Genomic DNA, 19,968 nt, shown 5'->3' on the forward strand with positions numbered 1-19,968 from the left:
AAAAATATTAATAAGGCAGTATCCAAGGCAGTATAGTAGATAGCCCCCTATCTTTAAGGATAAATTGCCTTAAGTATTTAAATTTCAATAACTTAGATATAAATTTTCCGAAATAAAAAGTTTCCTTATAGGAAACTGAAAAATTAAGATAAGTTATTGAAAATTAAAGACTTATAAAAATAATAAAAATTGAGATTTTTATTTTTAATAATTGTCAATATATAATATTTAAGAGTTTATAAATAACTATATTTTTTTATTTGAAATTTCTAATTTTTTTCTTAATATTTTTTGATGTTAAATATTTTTCTTTTTATTTTTTCTTATTTCTATCCAACAAATTCCCAGATTTATTCTGCTTTAGATTATCTTAAAATTTCTGGTTTTTCTTTTAATTATTTTTATTCCAAATTGATTTACGAAGATTTTTTTGAAGATATCTATTCTCAGATTGAAAAAGAATATTATGAAAAGAAAAATCTACCAAAAATTATAAGAAGAAGTTTCTTATTATTAAAGGAAGAGAAAGAAAGAAATTTTTCTTTTCCGCCTTTATCTTTTACCTTACCTTTAAAAGAGGATTTTTCTTTTGGTTTTGAATTTATCTCGGAACCATTGATTGATACCAGTAATATAAGATTGATGCTCGGTGCCAATCTCTTTGGGATAAGTAGAAATAAAAGGGATATTTTTGTAAGATACAAAGTAAACTTTTATAAAGATACTCTATTTGATATAATTGATGAAGGTGATAACCGACATATTCCCAATCATTCGGTTTGTCGTAGTGGTAATAAACATATGAGTTTAGTAATTGATGAAGCAAATATCAGTTTTCGTCTTTACTATTTTTATCTTCTTTTCGGTAGAACCTCTTTATCTTTTTCTCCTTCTCCTTTTCACAGTGTTACCTTATCGGACTTTGGTCCACCAAAAGATTTATTTTTACTTTTAGGTGATTTTAATAAGTTAAGAATCATCTATTTTACTGCTGCCTTATCAAGGCATAAAGAATATTTAAGATTTCTTTCCTTTCAGAGAGCAGAGTTTTCTTTTAAATATTTTAATTTAGGATTCAACATTGCTGTTGTCCATTCACCCGATTCTTCCCAAACAAAATCTTTTTTTGGCTATTTAAATCCTTTTATTCCTATTTATTTTGAAGTTGCCAATTCCGGTCACGATGATAACTTTTGTGCCGGTTTTGATTTTTCATTATTTTTATTAAAGAGAGTTAAATTATATTACGAACTTTTCTTAGATAATATTGAATATCAAAAAGAAAGAAAAAAATATTTACCCAATTGTTATGCTTATAATCTTGGTTTTATATTTCTTTTACCTTTAGATTTAGAATTGAAATTAGAATATACAAAAATTATGCCTTATACTTATTATCATCGGATTTATCATATTGCTTATACTAATTATGGAACACCTTTAGGTCATCCTTTGGGTCCGGATGCTGACGAATTAAAAGGCGAAATTACTTATTATCTTAATGAAAAAATTTTATTTAAAATCTTTGCTAATAGAGAAAGAAGAGGCAAATATAATTCTGGAGATATAAAAAATAAGACATGGGAAGAAGGAGACCCAGTAAATGAGTTTCTCAAAGATAAAAAAGAGACCTATTTAATTTTTCCATCAATAGAGATAAGATTTTTAAAACTCTCTTCCTTCAATTTTGGCTATCTTTTTAGTAAAGAAAAATTTAAGAATAAAATATATTTAAGATTTATTTATCATTTATAATATGTTGATAACCAAGCGGAAATATTTTTTCTTTCTTATTTTCTTTTATTAAATACACGTCTTTCCCTTTTTTTACAATACCAATTTCACTTATTTTTATTTTATCTATTTCTTTGGGAATCTTTATATTGGTAGTAAAAAGTAGTTCAAAATCTTCGCCACTTTGTAGAATAAATTCTTTTAAATCTAAATTCAATTTTTCACATAATAAATAAGTCTCTTCGGCAATTGGTAATTTATTAAAATCAATTTCAATTCTTACCTTGCTGGTGTTTGCTAAATTATAAGTATCGCAGGCAAGACCATCGGAGGTATCAATCAAAGAGTTTATCTTATTTTTTAATTTCTGTGCTAATTCAATTCTTGGTTCAGGATTTAAATGTTTTTTTATCGCCCATTTAAATTTCTTTCTATCTAATTTATATTCTAATGCCAATCGACCGGTTTCCGAAAGGGCAAGAAAATCAGTAAGATAAACTTTATCACCAATTTTAGCAGTGCTTCTTAAAATCGGTTTTTTAGCATAACCAAGGCAAGTTAAAACTATTCCCAATTTCTCACTTTTAACAATATCACCGCCAGCAATTTCTACTTTATATTTTTTTGCTAATTTTTTATAGGTATTATAAATTTCTTTAAAGTTTTTCTCTTTTAAATAAGAAGGATATAAAAAAGCAACAAAAAGATATTTTGGTATTCCAGCCATTGCCGCAATGTCAGAAAGGGTTGCTGAAAAACTTTTTTTGGCAATATCAGAAAAAGAGAAATATTTTAATTCAAAATGGGTACCTTCAATAAAGGCGTCGGTTGTAATAATTATTCCTTTCTCTAAAACAGCACAATCGTCACCAATTCTATTGCTTAATTTCTTTAGAAATTCAATTGCTTTAAGTTCATTCCAAGGCATACTAAATTATAATAAAAAAATTGATTTTTAGAAGTAAATTGTTATAATATCAATCTAATGGAAATAGTTAAATTCAAAGAAGATTCAAAATACGCCTTTGTTTCCGGTCGGATTCGTTTTCGGGAAAAGGAACTTTTAAAGAAAGAGGATTTTGAAAATTTACTAAATAGAGAAGATGAGAAATCTTTTTTAGATTATTTAAAAGAGACAAGTTATCAAAAATTTTTGGCAGAAGAAATTTCAATGGTTTTGTGGAATGCCCAAATCGAGAACTATCAATTTTTCAGAGATTATTGCTTAGATGATTGGTTATATTACGCAACTCTTTTTGAACATGATTTACACAATCTTAAACTCTATTTAAAAGGTGAGATTTTGAAAAAGGATTTTTCTTTATATTTCTCACGTTTTTCAGCAATTCCCATAAATATTTTAAAAAATATTTCTCAAATAAAAATTGAAAACGAATATCTGATAAAAATAAAAAAATTAATAAAAAAGGCGCTCTCTTATTTTGAAAAGGTAAAGAGTTTAAATCTGTTAGATATCTTTTTAGATAAAGAGATGTTTTCTTTGGCTTATGGATATACTCAAAATAGTGAGTTTTTGAAACTTTGCTTTCAAGAGAAGGCTACCCAAAAAAATATTTTAATTAGTTTACGAATAAAAAGAAAAGGAGTAGATATTTTAGAAAAGGATTTCTATTTTTATTTACTGCCTTATTCTTTTTACGATCTTCCCTTTTATTATGAGATTTTAAAAACCGATTGGGAAAAAATTCCTCTTTTATTTAAAGGAGATTATTCTCTAATAATAAAAGAAGGGATAATTGATTATGAAAAAGAAAGAAATTTTATTTTATTAGAAAACCTTTTTAAAAAAAGGCTATTATCTTTAACTAATTTTACTAAATATCTGATTTTTAGTGGCGAATTGTTATGTGCTTATTACTGGCGAAAGGATAATGAAATTGACAACCTTTCTAAAATTTATTATTTAAAAATAAAAGAAAAACTTCCCAAAGAATGGGTAGCGAAACTTTTGGTAATTTAAAAGTTTTAATAATTGGCGAAGCAGACTTTTTAAAGGTTTTTAATCTTTATGGTATTGATGTTTTACAAACAAAAAAGGAATTGGCAAAAGAATTATTAGAAGAGAAAATAAAAGAGGGTTATAAAATAATCTTTTTTACACCGGAAATCTACTCGGCAATTTGGGAAATTATTAAAAAATATGAACAATCCTCTTATCCATTATTTATTAGTTTAGCAACGAAAGAAGAGAGTATTGAAGATTTGAGAATAAGAGAATTGTTAAAAAGGGCATTAGGAACTGATATTTTTAAAGAAGATTATGAAAGTAGGAAAAATATATAAAGTATCTGGTCCCTTGGTTGTTTGTAAGGGATTAGAAGGTGCAAGGATGTATGATGTTTGTTATATTGGTGAAGAGAAATTGATTGGCGAAATTATTGCTCTTTCTGGTGATTTAACTTATATTCAGGTTTATGAAGATACTGCTGGTCTCGGTGTAAACGATCCGGTTTTTCCCACTTATCAGCCGTTAATGGTTGAACTTGGTCCCGGACTTATTTCTTCAATTTATGATGGTATTCAAAGACCTCTTAATAAAATAAGAGAGATTGCTGGTGATTTTATTACGCGGGGAATTTTAATTCCTGCTTTAGATAGGGAAAAGAAATGGTATTTTGAACCTTTAATAAAACCACCGGTAGAAGTTTCTGGTGGTGATATTGTTGGTGAAGTAAGAGAAACTGATTTAGTTATTCATAAAATAATGATACCGCCGGATATCAGTGGTGAACTTATTGAATTAAAAGAAGGAGAATTTACCGTTGAAGAATCAATTGGTAAAGTAAGAATAAAAGATAAAATAATTGATTTGAAATTATATCATAAATGGCCGGTAAGAAAAGAAAGACCTTATCAAAAAAAATTGCCTCCCAAAGAAATTTTAGCAACCGGTCAAAGGGTTGTTGATACCTTTTTCCCAATTGCCAAAGGCGGTACTGCTTGTGTCCCTGGTCCTTTTGGTAGTGGTAAAACAGTAATTCAGCACCAATTTTCTAAATGGGCTGATGCTGAAATTGTTATTTTTATTGGTTGCGGAGAAAGAGGAAATGAAATGACCGATGTTTTAATTGAATTTCCTCAATTAAAAGACCCAAAATCCGGTGAACCGTTAATGAAAAGAACAGTATTAATAGCTAATACTTCTAATATGCCAGTAGCAGCAAGAGAAGCCAGTGTCTATACGGGGATTACGATTGCTGAATATTTTCGGGATATGGGTTATTCAGTAACTTTACAAGCCGACTCTACTTCTCGCTGGGCAGAGGCAATGAGAGAGATTTCGGGAAGATTAGAAGAGATGCCCGGTGAAGAGGGTTATCCGGCTTATTTACAAAGAAGGATTGCGGAGTTTTATGAAAGAGCGGGTAGGGTTTTGGCATTAGGAAAACCAGAAAGAGAAGGTGCTTTATCAGTTATTGGTTCAGTTTCGCCACCGGGTGGCGACCTTGGTGATCCAGTTGTTCAAGCAACTTTACGGGTGGTAAAGGTTTTTTGGTCTTTAGAAGATAAACTTGCTTATCAGAGACATTTTCCGGCAATTTCTTGGTTAAATTCTTATTCCTTATATCAACAAGATTTGATAGAAGATTTAAGTAAGAAAGTTTCTCCGGAATTTGTTGAGTTGGCGAAAGAGGCAATGGCGATTTTAGAAAAAGAGGCTGAACTTTTAGAGATTGTGAGACTTGTGGGAAAAGATACCCTTTCGCCAAGCGACCGGTTGATATTAGAAGCAGCAAGGATTATCAGAGAAGATTTTTTACACCAAAATGCCTTTTTAGAAATTGATACTTATACCTCTTTAAAAAAACAATACCAGATGTTAAAAATATGTCTCTATTTTTATGAAAGAGCAAAGAAAGCCTTAAATGAAAACAGAGTGACTATTGAAGATATTGAAAGATTAAAAGTGAGAGAAAAAATTGCCAAAATGAAGTTTATAAAAGAAGAAGAAATGGAAAAAGAATTTTCGGAAATTAAAAAGGAGATTGAAGAATGTTTGAAATAAAATATCATAAAAAGATTAGCGAAATTTCTGGACCTTTAATTTTAATTAAAGGGGTAGAAGGCGCTAAATATTTGGAATTGGTAGAGATTATTGTTGGTGAAAAGGAAAGGAGGTTTGGTCAGGTTTTAGAAGTTTATGAAGATAAGGCACTAGTACAAGTGTTTGAAGGAACAAGAGGTATTGATTTAGAAGAAACTAAGGTTAGATTTCTTGGCGAAACAATAAAAATTGGATTATCCAAAGATATCTTGGGAAGAATTTTTGATGGTTTAGGAAGGATAAGGGACGGCGGTCCAGAGATTATACCGGAAATAGAAAGAGACATTAATGGTGCACCGATTAATCCTTATGCCCGAGAATATCCTAATGAGTTTATTCAAACGGGTATCTCCGCTATCGATGGTTTGAATACATTAGTAAGAGGCCAGAAATTACCTATTTTTTCGGGTTCAGGTTTGCCTCACAATCTTTTGGCTGCCCAAATTGCCCGACAAGCAAGGGTTTTAGGGAAGGAAGAGGAATTTGCTGTTGTTTTTGGAGCGATGGGGATAACTTTTGAAGAAGCAAATTTCTTTATTGATAGTTTTGAAAAGAGCGGTGCTTTAGAAAGAAGTGTCCTCTTTTTAAATCTGGCTGATGAACCGGCAATTGAAAGAATTGCTACTCCAAGAACAGCTTTAACTGCCGCCGAATATTTAGCTTTTGATTTAGATATGCACGTATTAGTTATTTTAACCGATATGACAAATTACTGCGAAGCTTTGAGAGAAATTTCTGCCGCCAGAAAAGAAGTGCCAGGAAGAAGAGGTTATCCTGGTTATCTTTATACTGACTTGGCATCAATTTATGAAAGATGTGGAAGGATAAAAGGAAAAAAAGGGTCGATAACTTTGATGCCAATATTGACTATGCCGGAAGATGACAAAACCCATCCAATTCCTGATTTAACCGGTTACATTACCGAGGGTCAAATAATTTTATCAAGAAGTTTACAAAGAAAAAAGGTTTTTCCACCAATTGATGTACTTCCTTCTTTATCAAGATTAAGAGATAAAGGTATTGGTAAAGGAAAGACAAGGGAAGACCACGCTGATTTAGCAAATCAGTTGTTTGCCTGTTATGCCAAAGGTAAAGAAGCCGAAGAATTAGAAGTGATTTTAGGAGAAGCAGCATTAACAGAGTTAGATAAAATTTATCTTCATTTTGCCGAAGAATTTGAGAAAAGATTTGTTAGTCAAGGTGAGTACGAGAATAGAAGCATTGAAGAGACATTGAATATTGGTTGGGAACTTTTAAAATTGATTCCAAGAGAAGAATTAAAAAGAATAAGAGAAGAATTTATCCAAAAATACCTCTACCCTCAAGAGTAATCTTTAATAGGAAGCTCTAAATCATTGAAAAATAAAGAGATAATCAAGTAATTTTTTCTTGACTTTTTTAAAAATATTATATATAATATTTTATAAATAAAAGGTGTGTGTAAAATTTAGTTGGCAGGGGGTGGCGCCAACTAAATTAAAAGAAAATTAGGAGGTGAAAATGCGAGTAATAATTTTAAGTTTAGTTTTCTTGTCTTTATCTTTTTCTCAGGTTTTAATTTGGTATGATGATATGACAAATTTTCCTCAAAATTGGACATTAGGAGGAGTGGGAGACACTTGGACAAGGGTTTCTACTCGTTATTATTCTTCTCCTTATAGTGCAAAATGTAGTAAAGATAGTCTTTATCGAAGTAATGTTAATATCTGGATGGAAAGGAGTGTAAATCTTAGTGGATTTTACAGTGGTGCAGTGGTTTTTTATATCTATCAAGATTTAGATTCTTCCGATTACATATATTTTGAATATTATTCTGGTAGCGAATGGATAACTTTTTGGCAGTCAAATGGTTTTGCTGGCGGTTTTATTCAAAGGGTAATGGCGCCAATTCCTAACACCGCAACTAAAATAAGATTTAGATTTTCTTCCGATTCGGTAAATGTGAGCGAAGGTGTTTATATTGATGATGTAACAGTTTATGGTTATCGTTATGATGTCGGTGTTACTGAAATTGTTGCTCCGAAAGGTATTCTTGATTCCGGAACGACAATAACACCAAAAGCAAAAGTGAAAAATTTTGGTGATTTTATGACCACCTGCACGGTGCGGATGCGGATCGGCACTTTTTATAATAATATTCAAGTGGTAAACAATCTTTCTCCTGGGCAGGTAAGAGAAGTAAGTTTTAGCAGTTGGCAGGTAAGGCAAAGGGGGACTTGGGTTGTTAAATGTTCTACTCAATTACGGAATGATTATAATCCAAATAATGATTGGAAAGTAGAGACAGTTTTTGTAAGGGTAAGGGACGTGGGTGTTGTTTCCATATTGGCACCAACTGGAAATGTTGATTCTGGTACATCCCATACTCCGCAAGCAAAAATAAAAAATTATGGCAATACTAATGAAGATGTTGGTGTTTTATTTAAAATTGGTACTAATTATCGGGATTCTCTTTTCTTAAATTTACCAGCAGGAAAAGAAACAACCCTTTCTTTTAATCAATGGTTAGCAATTCAAAGGGGAAAAAATATTGTGAAATGCTCTTTACTTTTTAACGATTTTGTGCCTAACAATAATTACCGAATTGATTCGGTATTTGTGAGAGTTTTTGATGTCGGGATAAAAGAAATTTTACAGCCAATAGGAACCGTTGATTCAGGAACAAATATTATACCAAAGGCAAAAGTAAAAAATTATGGTAATGTTATTGCTAATTTTAAAAGTTATTTCAAAATTGGCAATTTCTATTGGGATTCCTTAGTTTGTAACCTGCCAGCAGAAAGAGAGACAATTTTATCTTTTAATCAATGGTATGCGGCAATAAGGGGGAAACATTTAGTGAAATGTAGTTTGTTAATAAATGACCGATTTTTGGAAAATAATTATCAGATTGATTCCGTCTTCGTTCGTATTTGGGATTGCGGAGTAAAGGAAATCTTAGCGCCAACCGGCATTATTGATTCCGGTACTTCTGTTATACCAGAAGTAAAGATAATAAATTATGGAAATATTGACCAAGAATTTAGTGTTTTATTTAAAATTGGTGATTTTTATAATGACTCGGTTCATTTATATTTGACGGCCGAACGAGACACCACTATTTCTTTCAACGAATGGCAGGCAAAGGAAAGAGGCAAGCATTTAGTAAAATGTACATTGCTGGTAACCGATAATTTTCCTGAAAATAATTATAAACTCGATTCAGTGTTTGTTCGGGTATTGGATGTTGGATTAACAGAAATTATTACTCCAAAAGGTGAGGTTGACTCAACGGGCATTTTAACACCACAGGCAAAAGTAAAAAATTATGGTAATACTTCGGTTAATTTCTTTACGACAATAAAAATTACTGGTGATGAATATTATTGGATAAGTGAAACTTATGTTGAGGATCTTTTACCCAACGAAGTAAGAATAATTAACTTTCCCAATTGGCAAATTGCCAAAAGGGGAGAGTATGTTGTTACTTGTTCAACAAGATTAGTTAACGACCAAATACCAATAAATAATAAGAAGGAAGAAAACTTTACGGTTCAAGTCCATGATTGTGGGATAATAACTGTTTATTCACCACCGGAGGAATGCGATTCTAATAAAACTTATCCAGTTATTACTTTGATAAAAAATTATGGCACTGTTAATAAAAATTTAAAGTTATCCTTTAAGATTGGCGACGATTATTTGTCGGTTAGAACTTTAACACTTAATGCTGGTGAAACGTTAGCGGTTGAATTTGATAGTTGGCAACCAAGAAGAAGAGATTATGTTTGTTCGCAATGTGTGATTGATTCCTGTTATAATGATATTAACCCTTTAAATGATACAATAAGGAGTGCTCATTTTGTAAAAGTTATTGACGTTGGAATATTAAGGATTGTCTCACCCAGTGATTCTGTATCCGAAGGAGAGATTATTCCGCAAATTGAAATAAAAAATTTTGGTAATGTTTCTACTTGGATTATGTTGAAAATTGTGATTTATCACAACAACTTGCCCATATATCTTGATTCCGTTTCTGTTGAAATGCAACCTTATGAAATTAAGATTGTTAGTTTTTCGCCTTGGCAGGCAAATGAAGGAAGTTTTACAATTCTTGCCCAACTAATCTTGAATGGTGATATGGAACCAGAAAACGATACTCTTTACCGAGATTTTGTTGTTGAAAGTTACGAGCCTTGGGTATTATTAAGGGATATTCCGCGAGGTAGTTATAAGGGAGTAAAAGGTGGCAGCGCCTTAGCATTTGGCAATAATTTAGTATTTGCTTTTAAAGGAAATAATACCAGAGAATTTTATATTTATTGTTGCTCAACAGGAACCTGGAAAGAAGGCAAGCCTTTGCCAAGCGGTGATAAAGGGAAAAATATAAAAGATGGCGGTGCCTTAGTTTATGACAAAAAACATAATTTACTTTTCGCTACCAAAGGAAATAAGACAAAAGAATTTTATTGTTATTATCCGGAATTTGATAGTTGGGAAAGAAAGAGAGATATTCCGGGAAAGAAAGGGATTGGTGGCGGCACCAGTCTAACTTATTTTTCCTTATCAGAAGATACTAATTATGTTATCTTATTAAAAGGTGGAACAAAGGAATTTTATGCGTATTGGATTGAAAAAGATAGTTGGCTTACTTTAAAAGAACTACCGGGTGAAAAGAAGTTTAAAAAAGGAAGTGCGATTACGAGCGATAATAATTACATCTATATCTTGAAAGGAAATACCAATGAGTTTTTTGCCTATGATATAAGAAAAGACTCTTTTGAAATAAGGAAAAGTCTACCTTTGGTGGGAAGGAACTTAAAGAAAAAGAAAGCAAAAGATGGTGCATCTCTTTGTTGTGATGGCAAAAGAATTTATGCTTTTAAAGGTGGTAATTGTAATGAATTTTGGTATTATGATATTCTAAATAACGAATGGATAGAAGGTGAGCCAATTCCTTTGGCGCCAAGTAATAAGAAAGTAAAAAGTGGTGGTGCCTTAGTTTATGACGAGATAAACAAGAGAGTTTACGCTTTGAAGGGAAGTAATACTTATGAGTTCTGGCGATACCTTCCAAGGAAAAATGTTTTCTTAAGCAAAGAGAATTTAAACAAAGAATTTCCTTTGACAATTAATTCGGAAAAATCAACTCTGATTGGTAAAAAAGTAAGAGAAATTAAAATATATAATCTCTTAGGAAATCTTGTTTATCGGAAAAAAGGAACAAAAGAGATACCAAAATTAAGAAGAGGAATTTACATTATTAAAATAAAATTTGAAGATTATGAGATAAATAAGAAAGTTTTTATTATTAATTAGAAAATACAACCTTGCCTTTTTTGATTACCATTTTTATTGGATTTTCAAAAGGATAATAAAAGATTTTTTGGTATTTATTATATTTTAAAACTATTAAATCCGCTTCTTTTCCTATCTCAATTGAGCCGATTTTATTTTGGAGATTTAAGGCATAGGCATTTCCCATAGTTCCATAATATAAACTCTCTTTTTCGTTAAAATCATATAAGAAAGCACCTAAAGAGATAATTATTGGCATTTGATAAATTGGGCAGGTTCCGGGATTATAATCACTTGCCAGGGCAATTTTCATATTTAATTTTTTAAATATATTTACTGGCGGTTTCTTTTTCATCTGTAAAAATAAAGAAGTACCGGGTAAGAGAGTGGCGACGACATCTCTTTTCTTCATTGATTTAAGATTTTTAATTTCCGGATAGATTAAATGGTCAGCAGAGATACAACCAACTTTATAGGCGACATAATCTCCTTTGGAATAAAAAAGTTCATTCGCATGGATTTTAGGAATAAGACCCAGTTCTTTTCCGTAAGAAAGTAGTTCAATACTTTCTTTTTTATTAAAGGTATTCTCTCCTTTTTCACAAAAAACATCACAGAAAATTGCCAATTTTTCCTTAGCAACAATCTCCATTGTTTTTTTCATCAATTGTATATATTCTTTTCTTTCAATATCCTTAGGGATTACATGGATAAGAAAGGTAGGTAGAATGGTAATCTTATATTTTAATTTTTCTTTTAATTGATTAATAATTCTTAAATGCCTCAATTCTTCTTCGGGATAAATTCCGTAACCACTTTTTATTTCAATAGTTGTTGTTCCCCATTTTAATACATTTAACAATTTTTCATAATTCTCTTCAAACAGTTCTTTATTTTTTTTCTCCTTTGTTTTTTTAAAAGTATAATAAATTCCGCCACCCTTTTTTAAAATTTCGTAATAACTTTCTTTATTTAATCTCATCTCCAACTCATCCTCTCTTTCACCAGAAAAGAAGAGATGGGTATGGGAGTCAATAAAACCGGGTAAAACACAAGAATTTTTCGCATCAAAAATCTGGTAATTTTCTTTCTTTTCCAATTTTAAATCTTCCATTTTACCAAAATCATAAATTTTATCTTCTTTGATTAGAAGATAACCATTTTCAATAATTGTAAAATCAGGTTTATCCATTAAAAGGAGTTGGGAGATATTTTTAATTAATAACATCTTATCTCCATAAAAAATAGATAAAAATTCCGCTGGCAATTGTTCCCGCCAAAGAGAAAGGCAGACCTAATTTAAAAAAGTCAAAAAATCTTATTTTTATTCCTTTCTTTTTAAGATAACCAATACCGACAATATTTGCTTGGGCACCAAAGGGAGTGATATTGCCGCCAACCGTCGAGGCAATTAAGGAGCCGAACATTAATAGATAAAACATCTTGCCTTCCGGATAAAAGATTTTTATCAATTCGGAAATTAATAAAAAGAAAGGCACATTATCCATAAAAGAAGAAAAAAGGAGAGAAAGAAAAAGAATAAAAATATAAATAAAAATTTGGTGTTTAAAGATAGCAAAAATTTTATTAAAGAAATGGGCTAAAATTGTTAGGCCGCCACCATTTTTAAATATCCCAATTAAGATAAAAATGCCAATTAAAAAAAGGATAGTTTCGTAGTCAAGAATTTTAAAGAAATCTTTTGGCTTTATTAATTTGAAGATAAAAAGAAAGATAATTGTTAAAAAGGCATAAAATAATGAGATAAGACCAGCATAAAAAAGATAGTTATCTTCTTTCATTATTCTCGGGAAAATTATTAAACTTAAAATAAATAATAAAAGGATTATTAAAAAAAGATAATTTCTTTTGGGAATATTAACTTCTTCAATTTCCGGATGGGTTTTCATAAGTTCTTTCTTTTCTCTTTTTAAAATAAAATAGATTGTTAATAAAGAAAAGAAAAAGCCAATTTGGACAGCAAAAAATAGAGAAGGTTTCCCTTGAAAGAAAAAGAAATCTAAAAATTTTAGATTTGCTTTTTCTGCTAAAATCATACTTGGTGGGTCACCAATCAAAGTGGCTGAACCTTGTAAATTGCTTGCCAAACAGATGGGAATAATAAAGTTTAATGGTGAGGTATTAAAATATAAGGCACAAGAATAGGCAATTGGTGCCAGGATTAGAATCACTGCCGCATTTTCTAAAAAACTTGATAAAAGACCGCTTAAAAAAGAGAGAATAATAATTGAAGAAAATAAGGTTTTTGCTTTGTTAATCAAATGAAAGGCAATCTTTTTAGGAATTCCTGATATAAAAAACCCTTCAGCAATAATAAAAGTCCCCACAAAGAGCATAATAATATTGAAGTCAATAAAATTGATATAATCTTTGAAAGAGAAACCAAAGAGAAAGAAAAAGAGAATAAAGGCAAAAAGGATATATAATCTAAATCTAAAAAAGATCGCCATTAAAAAATAGCATAAGAAAAATAATATAAAGATAATCATTTTTACTCTATGCGACAGAGGATTTCGTAATGATTATTATACTCTTTCTTAATAATTCCTATTTCCGGTGCTAAATAATAAAGGTAAATTAAAGAATCTCTATTTTCACCAATTATCTCTTTTTCTTTGATAATTATTGAATAGACATCAGAAAATTTGCCATAGGGAACCTCTAAATTATCCCTTTTTAGAACCTTGCCAAAAAGATAAAATTTTATTGTATCTTTAACAATTGAATCTTGCCACTCTTTATTTTCAATCAAAGGAAAAGAGAGAAAAGTAATAAAATCTTTATATAAGGTCTCAATCTCGCCAAAAATCAATGTTTCTTTACAGACAAATTTTTCAAGAGAAAACTTTTCTTTTATAAAAAATATCGGTTCAATATTTCTTTCACAATAAAAAAGATTGGTACCAAATAGAAGGGTATCGCCAATAAATTTAAATTGGATGGTATCTTCTAAAGTTGAATAATAGTAATAGGTTTTTCCTTTTTCCAGAGGGAAATAATCACCGGTTGTTCTGTTTAACAATGTATCTTTTTGACAAAAGAGAAACAATAATAAAAATAAAAGAAGCTTCCTAAAATTCATACCCAACACCAATTTGAGAATTTAAAAGATAATAAAAATTATTTTCTTTTTCATATTCCAATCTTTCGGGAATAAGAGAAAGGAAAATTCTTATCCGAAAATTAATTTTCTTTAATTTCTCTTTGTAACCAAGACCAAAATTGTAATTAAGATAATTACCGCTTTCTTTTGCTTTTTTATCCAAATAGACTTCCCTTATTAAATAAAGATAAGAAAGACTTAAAAATAATGTTCCCTTTTTATTTTTAACTGTTAAAAAAGGGGGTTCAAAAAAAATCTGTGGTCTGAGAAAATAGAGAGAAGAATATTGATTACTAAATCGGGAATAGGTAAGAGATAAACCAAAATCAGAAAATTTACTTTCTTTTGATAATTCTAAAGAAAAAGAAGGGGTGGGATAGAAATATCTTTTTAATCTACCAAAAGGTGTTTGGTCACCTAATAATAAGTTAATTTCGGTTGAGGAGAACAAATAAAAAATCAAAGTAAAAAACATAAAAAATTATAAAAGAAAAAAGAGATAAGTCAACAAATGGTAATCTACTTAGCAAACCCCTTTTAATAACCCCATTCTAAATTCTTTTATTTTTCTTAAAAATGGAAAGGAATATTAAAGAAGATTATAAGGTATTATTTATATTGAAAATTTATTAACTTCTTAATTATTTACTGCTTTAAAGACTCTACATTATACTATCTCCTATACTGCCCCCTTCCTAATAGAAGGTAAAATCCTCCTGTTAAATTAAAGGAAGGATAAGAAGATATTTAAAGGAATTTCTTATTTAACTTTTAAGAGAAAGATATAACTCCTTTAATACCTCCTTTTTTAGTCTGTTTTTTATCATTTCTTTAATTAATCTTACCATATTTGCTATCGTATTATTCTCCTTCTATATATAACGAAAAAAGACCCCAAAAGGTTACCACTTTTTTTTCATTCACTTAGCGACAAATAGGAACATTTCTTTTTCCTTGATTTTTTTATTTAAAAAACCTATATTTATTATATATGGACTTTCGATGCCGAATCCGCATATTTCAAAGATTGCGGAGCGGGGGATATTTTGCCTTCCTTATGGAAGGCTTGGGGTGAAGGCGATAAGCCGGGCTACTCTTTCGGCCTAACCCGACAACTAACCCCGTAGGCGAAAGAAAGAGGTCTTTTTTAGACCTCTTAAATAAAAATTAAGGAAAGAGAAAAATTAAGATGAAGGCGATTATTTTGGCAGCTGGAAAAGGTGAAAGAATGAACTCTTCTTTACCAAAACCTCTTCATAAATTATTTGGACTTTCTTTGATTGAAAGGGTAATTATTCCTTTAATAAAGGCTGGTATCAAAGAATTAATTGTTGTTCTTGGTTATAAAGGAGAAAAAATAGAAAAATATTTAAGAAAGAAATTTCGTAATATAAAAATCCAATTTGTTTATAATAAAGAATATTATAGGGGAAATGGAGTCTCATTTCTTTATGGTGCTGGTTTACTTAAAGAAAAAGAAAAATTCCTTTTATTAATGGCTGACCATATCTATTCACCAGAAATTATTGAAAGAGTATTAAAAGAAGAAAAGCCGTTAATGGTTGTCCATAATAATTTTAATCTGATAAATAATTTAGAAAAAGAAACAAAAGTGAAGATTGATAACGGTTATGTAAGTGATATTGGGAGAGATTTAAAAGATTTTGATGGAATTGATTGCGGAATCTTTCTTTTAGAAAAAAATGGTTTCAGTCTGCCGAAAGAGTTATTTAGCGGAGAAATAGAACTCAGTTATTTAATAAAAGAATATGTAAAAAGAGAAAAATTGAAGGCTTTCTTTATTAAGAAAAATGAATATGTTTTTAATGTTAATGATCAAGAAACTAAGGAGTGGGTAAGCAATTATCTTTTAAATAATTCGGGCAAAAAAGAGGATGGAATAATTAGCAAAATAATTAATCGGAAAATCTCCAGATTATTGACAAAGATTTTATGTAATTATTCGGTGCAGCCTTTGGTGCTGACAATTGTTAATTTCTTACTAACAATTGTGGCTTCCTTAGCCTTTTTCTTCTCTAACCAGCTTGGCGGTTTATTGGTCCAGTCTGTTTCCATTTTCGATGGTGTTGATGGTGAGATTGCTCGGATAAAATTAGCGACAACAAAATTTGGTGCCTATTTAGATTCGGTTTTTGACCGATATAGTGATACGATAATTATTTCGGCAATTGCCTTTACTCACTATCTAAAAACTAATCAAATTTGGATTTTTCTTTTTGCCTTTTTAGCAATTATCGGTTCTAATATGTCGATGATTTTAAAGGACAAAGAAAGATTATTATTTTCTCAAAATATTTATCATCCTTTAATTCCTCTAAGTCGGGATTTGAGACTATTTTTAATTTTTCTCTTCTCCCTTTTTAACCAGCCTTTCCTCGCTATAATTATTTTGGCTTTTCTCACTAATCTCAGTATTCTTTTAAGGATTCTTCTGATAAAAAGAATAGCAAAAGAAGATTAAAGAAAGAAAAATTAAGAAGAATAATATTCCGTATTCCTTTTTCACGCCTATCAAAGGGAAAATTTGTGAGAAGAATTTTGTTAAGATAATTAAAATCTTTAATAAAAAATTTAGTGAATAAGAGAAGATTAAAGTAAAAAAGGGAGAAAAGAGGGAGAAGAATAAAACAAGCAGAATTAAAGGAATAATAAGACTAACCAAAGGGATAATAACTAAATTGGCAAAAACTGGTGCAGTTGGAATATTGCCAAAAGTAGAAATGATGATTGGTAAAGTGGCAAGATAAGCCGAAAGGGAAACAAAAAAGGGGCTTATCAAAATATTTTTGATAAGATTATTTTTGATGTTTATTAAAGTATCAAAATAAGGATAGAGATATAAAATTCCGAAGGTTGCCAAAAAGGAAAGTTGGAAACTTGTTTTAAATAGAGTTAAAGGAGAGAATAATAAGATTAAAACACCGCTGGCAAAAAGATTATTGATTGGTAAAGTTTTACGATTTAAAAAATAAGAGAAAGAGATAAAGAGAAACATTAAACCGGCTCTTAAAATTGATGGCTGAAAGGAACATAAACCAGCATAGAGAAAAAGCAAGGGAATTAAAAATATGTATCTTAAAGAAAAGGGAATTTGGAAGATATTAAAAATAATTAACATAACAAAAGCAAAGATGGTGATATGAAGTCCAGAGACTGCTAAAATGTGATAAAGTCCTGTTTTCCTAAAAATCTCTTTTAATCCAAAAGATAATTTAGTTTTATCTCCTAAGAAAAGACCAAAAACTAATCCTTTATTTTCTTTTTCTAAATAATTATCAAAAGTTCTTTCAATATAATTTCTTATTTTATTTTGAGAAATAAAATTTTTCTTTTGGCTTTTTTGTGAGTTAGGGAAATAAAAGTAAGTATAAAGGGAAAAAGAAAGGAAAAATATAAGATAATAGTATTTTTTCCATTTAAAGACAAGATAAATAAAAGGGATTAGTAAAAAAAGAAAAAAGGGATGGAAATAAAAGGCAAATAAAATAGAAAAGATTAATAATAAGAAAGTTTTTACTATGGGAAAAGAAAATAGGTTCAAATTATATTAGATTATATTTCTTTAAAATTTCAGCGATTTTTAAAAAAGTCTCTTCTTTTGAATGGTTTAATAGCCAATTTACTTTTTCTCTTTTGAACCAGGTTAATTGTCTTTTCGCATAATTTCGGGTATTTTTTTGGGCTAAGGCGATCATCTCTTCCTTTTTTAATTTTCCTTTAAGATAAAGAACAACTTCTTGATAACCGATTGTCCTTAATCCGGGTGAATTTTCGTTATAACCCATTTTGAGAAGATTTTCTACCTCTTCAATTAAACCATCTTCAATCATCTTAATAAATCTTTCGTTAATCTTTTTATACAAAATTTCTCTTTCTAAGTTTAAACCAATATAAAGGGGTTCATATTTACTTTCTCTTTTTTGGTTAAGAAAATAAGAAAAAGGCTTATTAGTAAGATAATAAACTTCTAAGGCACGAATAATTCTTTGGGAGTCATTTGGATGGATTCTTTGGGCGCTTATCTCATCTACTTTTTTCAATTCTTCATAAAGAATTGGTAATGGCTTCTTTTTTAACTCTTCCCGCAATTTTAAGTCTACTGGTGGTGCCTCAAAAAAAGGCGAGAATAATGCCTTAAAATAAAGACCACTACCACCAACCATTAAAAATCTCTTATTTCTTTTTTTTAATTCTTCAATTATCCTCTCTGTCTCCTGGGCGTAATCATAGGCTGAATAATACTTATCCGGAGTGATTATATCTATCATATAAAATTCATATTTTCTTCTAATCTCTAATGGTGGTTTGGCTGTTCCAATATCTAAATATTTATAAATCTGCCGAGAATCGCAGGAGATAATTGAAAAATTATATTTTTCAACCAATAACAAAGAAACCTCAGTTTTACCAACACCGGTTGGACCACAAAGACAAGGGATAAGGGTTTTCATTTTAGATATTTTATTTGAAAAAACCAAGTTTTTCAATTATAATAATTTTCTTATGATAATTGCCGATTTACATATCCATTCCTTATATTCGAGAGCCACAAGTCGGGATATGGAAATCAACCGATTAATAGAATACGCGAAATACAAAGGCATCAAACTGTTAGGAACCGGAGATTTTACCCATCCGGAATGGCTAAAATTATTAAAAAAGGAATTAAAGGAAATTGGTGAAATTGGTTTATGTGAAAAAGAAGGAATTTATTTTATTTTACAAACGGAAGTAAGTAATATCTATCAACAGGATGGAAAATTGAGAAGAATTCATAATCTTCTTTATACTTCCTCTTTTGAAAAAGTAGAGAAGATCAATAATTTTCTTGCTAAATATGGCGATTTGGCGAGTGACGGCAGACCCACATTAAATCTATCTTCCTATGATATGGTAAGATTTTTAAAAGAGATTGATCCCGATTGTTTTGTTGTACCTGCCCATATTTGGACACCCCATTTTTCATTATTTGGTAGTGTTGCTGGTTTTGATTCGATTGAGGAATGTTTTTTAGATTTAACTAACGAAATCTTTGCTTTGGAGACCGGTCTTTCTTCTGACCCAAAAATGAATTGGCGACTTTCTTCTCTGGATAGATTTAGTTTGGTTTCCAATTCCGATGCCCATTCACCCCAGAAAATCGGAAGAGAGGCTAATGTTTTTGATTTGGAAAAGATTTCTTATTTTGAAATTAAGGAAGTTTTAAAAAAGAAAGACAAAAAGAAGTTTTTATTCACGATTGAATTTTTCCCCGAAGAAGGGAAGTATCATTATGATGGCCATCGGAATTGTAATATCCGGTTGTCGCCAAAAGAAAGTATTATCAATAATGATTTGTGTCCTGTCTGCGGAAAGAAAGTAACTGTTGGAGTTTTACATCGGGTAGAATTATTAGCGGATCGCGAAGAAGGTTATCTTCCGGAAAATGCTGTTCCTTTCAAAAATTTAATTCCCTTGGATGAAATAATTGCTGATGCCTTGAATGTCGGTAAAGAGAGTGTGGCAGTAAAGAATCTTTATTTAGAGATGGTTAAGAAAATTGCTCCGGAATTTGAAATTTTATTAAATGTACCGATTGAAGAGATAAAGAAAAATTATCCGAAAATTGGTGAAGGAATTGAAAAGATGCGTAAAGGAGAGATTAAGATTTTACCGGGTTACGATGGTGTTTTTGGCGAGATAAGAATTTTTGAAAAGAAAGAAGAAAAAAAAGAAGGGCAAAAAACTTTGTTTTGAATAGAAGGAG

The 19,968-nt window shown here is 30.1% G+C and carries 15 protein-coding genes and 1 riboswitch; of the genes, 8 read left to right on the plus strand and 7 right to left on the minus strand.

Translation table 11 applies throughout. The features are described 5' to 3' along the window. Positions 1-294: 294 nt before the first annotated feature. A complete protein-coding gene (locus ABIK75_05325; GenBank protein ID MEO0090508.1) occupies positions 295-1,755 on the plus strand; it encodes a capsule assembly Wzi family protein in 1,461 nt (486 codons plus the stop codon). Here the strand turns inward: ABIK75_05325 and thiL are convergent. Further along, positions 1,739-2,662, minus strand: a complete 924-nt coding sequence (gene thiL, locus ABIK75_05330) for a thiamine-phosphate kinase (GenBank protein MEO0090509.1) — start codon at positions 2,660-2,662, stop codon at positions 1,739-1,741. The genes ABIK75_05325 and thiL overlap by 17 nt on opposite strands. Positions 2,663-2,719: 57 nt before the next feature. Here thiL and ABIK75_05335 point away from each other — a divergent pair, with 57 nt between their 5' ends. From ABIK75_05335 to ABIK75_05355, 5 genes are all read left to right on the plus strand, one after another. Further along, a complete protein-coding gene (locus tag ABIK75_05335) occupies positions 2,720-3,715 on the plus strand; it encodes a V-type ATPase subunit (GenBank protein MEO0090510.1) in 996 nt (331 codons plus the stop codon). Beyond that, positions 3,688-4,038 (plus strand): V-type ATP synthase subunit F, encoded by a 351-nt coding sequence (locus ABIK75_05340; GenBank protein ID MEO0090511.1) that lies wholly within the window; start codon positions 3,688-3,690, stop codon positions 4,036-4,038. The genes ABIK75_05335 and ABIK75_05340 overlap by 28 nt, the downstream gene beginning before the upstream one ends. Continuing rightward, positions 4,016-5,761 carry a V-type ATP synthase subunit A gene (locus tag ABIK75_05345; GenBank protein ID MEO0090512.1) on the plus strand — a complete coding sequence of 582 codons (1,746 nt, stop codon included), beginning with the start codon at positions 4,016-4,018 and terminating at the stop codon, positions 5,759-5,761. The genes ABIK75_05340 and ABIK75_05345 overlap by 23 nt, the downstream gene beginning before the upstream one ends. Then, positions 5,749-7,131, plus strand: a complete 1,383-nt coding sequence (locus tag ABIK75_05350; GenBank protein MEO0090513.1) for a V-type ATP synthase subunit B — start codon at positions 5,749-5,751, stop codon at positions 7,129-7,131. Before ABIK75_05345 ends, ABIK75_05350 begins: the two co-directional genes overlap by 13 nt. Before the next feature lie 169 nt (positions 7,132-7,300). Continuing rightward, entirely contained in the window at positions 7,301-11,098 is a 3,798-nt protein-coding gene (locus ABIK75_05355) for a T9SS type A sorting domain-containing protein (GenBank protein ID MEO0090514.1), read from the plus strand. Here the strand turns inward: ABIK75_05355 and hutI are convergent. From hutI to ABIK75_05375, 4 genes are read right to left on the minus strand one after another with little or no spacing between them, the layout of a single operon-like run. Then, the gene (gene hutI / locus ABIK75_05360; GenBank protein MEO0090515.1) at positions 11,091-12,305 is read right to left on the minus strand and encodes an imidazolonepropionase; all 1,215 of its coding nucleotides are present in this window, start codon (positions 12,303-12,305) and stop codon (positions 11,091-11,093) included. The two genes, ABIK75_05355 and hutI, sit on opposite strands and share 8 nt — an antisense overlap. A 1-nt stretch (position 12,306) precedes the next feature. Next, positions 12,307-13,587 carry an SLC13 family permease gene (locus ABIK75_05365; protein ID MEO0090516.1) on the minus strand — a complete coding sequence of 427 codons (1,281 nt, stop codon included), beginning with the start codon at positions 13,585-13,587 and terminating at the stop codon, positions 12,307-12,309. 2 nt (positions 13,588-13,589) lie between these two features. Next, a complete protein-coding gene (locus ABIK75_05370) occupies positions 13,590-14,180 on the minus strand; it encodes a hypothetical protein (GenBank protein ID MEO0090517.1) in 591 nt (196 codons plus the stop codon). Further along, the gene (locus ABIK75_05375) at positions 14,170-14,676 is read right to left on the minus strand and encodes a hypothetical protein (GenBank protein MEO0090518.1); all 507 of its coding nucleotides are present in this window, start codon (positions 14,674-14,676) and stop codon (positions 14,170-14,172) included. Before ABIK75_05375 ends, ABIK75_05370 begins: the two co-directional genes overlap by 11 nt. Before the next feature lie 518 nt (positions 14,677-15,194). Further along, a riboswitch (cyclic di-AMP (ydaO/yuaA leader) is annotated at positions 15,195-15,346 on the plus strand. A 44-nt stretch (positions 15,347-15,390) separates the two neighbouring features. Here ABIK75_05375 and ABIK75_05380 point away from each other — a divergent pair. Then, positions 15,391-16,683 carry an NTP transferase domain-containing protein gene (locus ABIK75_05380; protein MEO0090519.1) on the plus strand — a complete coding sequence of 431 codons (1,293 nt, stop codon included), beginning with the start codon at positions 15,391-15,393 and terminating at the stop codon, positions 16,681-16,683. Here ABIK75_05380 and ABIK75_05385 read toward each other — a convergent pair. Both ABIK75_05385 and miaA read right to left on the minus strand, forming a co-directional pair. Continuing rightward, a complete protein-coding gene (locus tag ABIK75_05385; GenBank protein ID MEO0090520.1) occupies positions 16,642-17,763 on the minus strand; it encodes a ComEC/Rec2 family competence protein in 1,122 nt (373 codons plus the stop codon). The genes ABIK75_05380 and ABIK75_05385 overlap by 42 nt on opposite strands. A 1-nt stretch (position 17,764) precedes the next feature. After that, positions 17,765-18,673, minus strand: coding sequence for a tRNA (adenosine(37)-N6)-dimethylallyltransferase MiaA (miaA, locus tag ABIK75_05390; GenBank protein MEO0090521.1), 909 nt, complete (start codon positions 18,671-18,673; stop codon positions 17,765-17,767). A 52-nt stretch (positions 18,674-18,725) separates the two neighbouring features. On the opposite strand from miaA, the gene ABIK75_05395 reads away from it, so the two are divergent. Continuing rightward, a complete protein-coding gene (locus tag ABIK75_05395) occupies positions 18,726-19,958 on the plus strand; it encodes an endonuclease Q family protein (protein MEO0090522.1) in 1,233 nt (410 codons plus the stop codon). Positions 19,959-19,968 lie beyond the last annotated feature (10 nt).

Source organism: candidate division WOR-3 bacterium (assembly GCA_039801725.1).
Taxonomy (GTDB): domain Bacteria; phylum Hydrothermota; class Tepidihabitantia; order Tepidihabitantales; family DTDR01; genus DTDR01.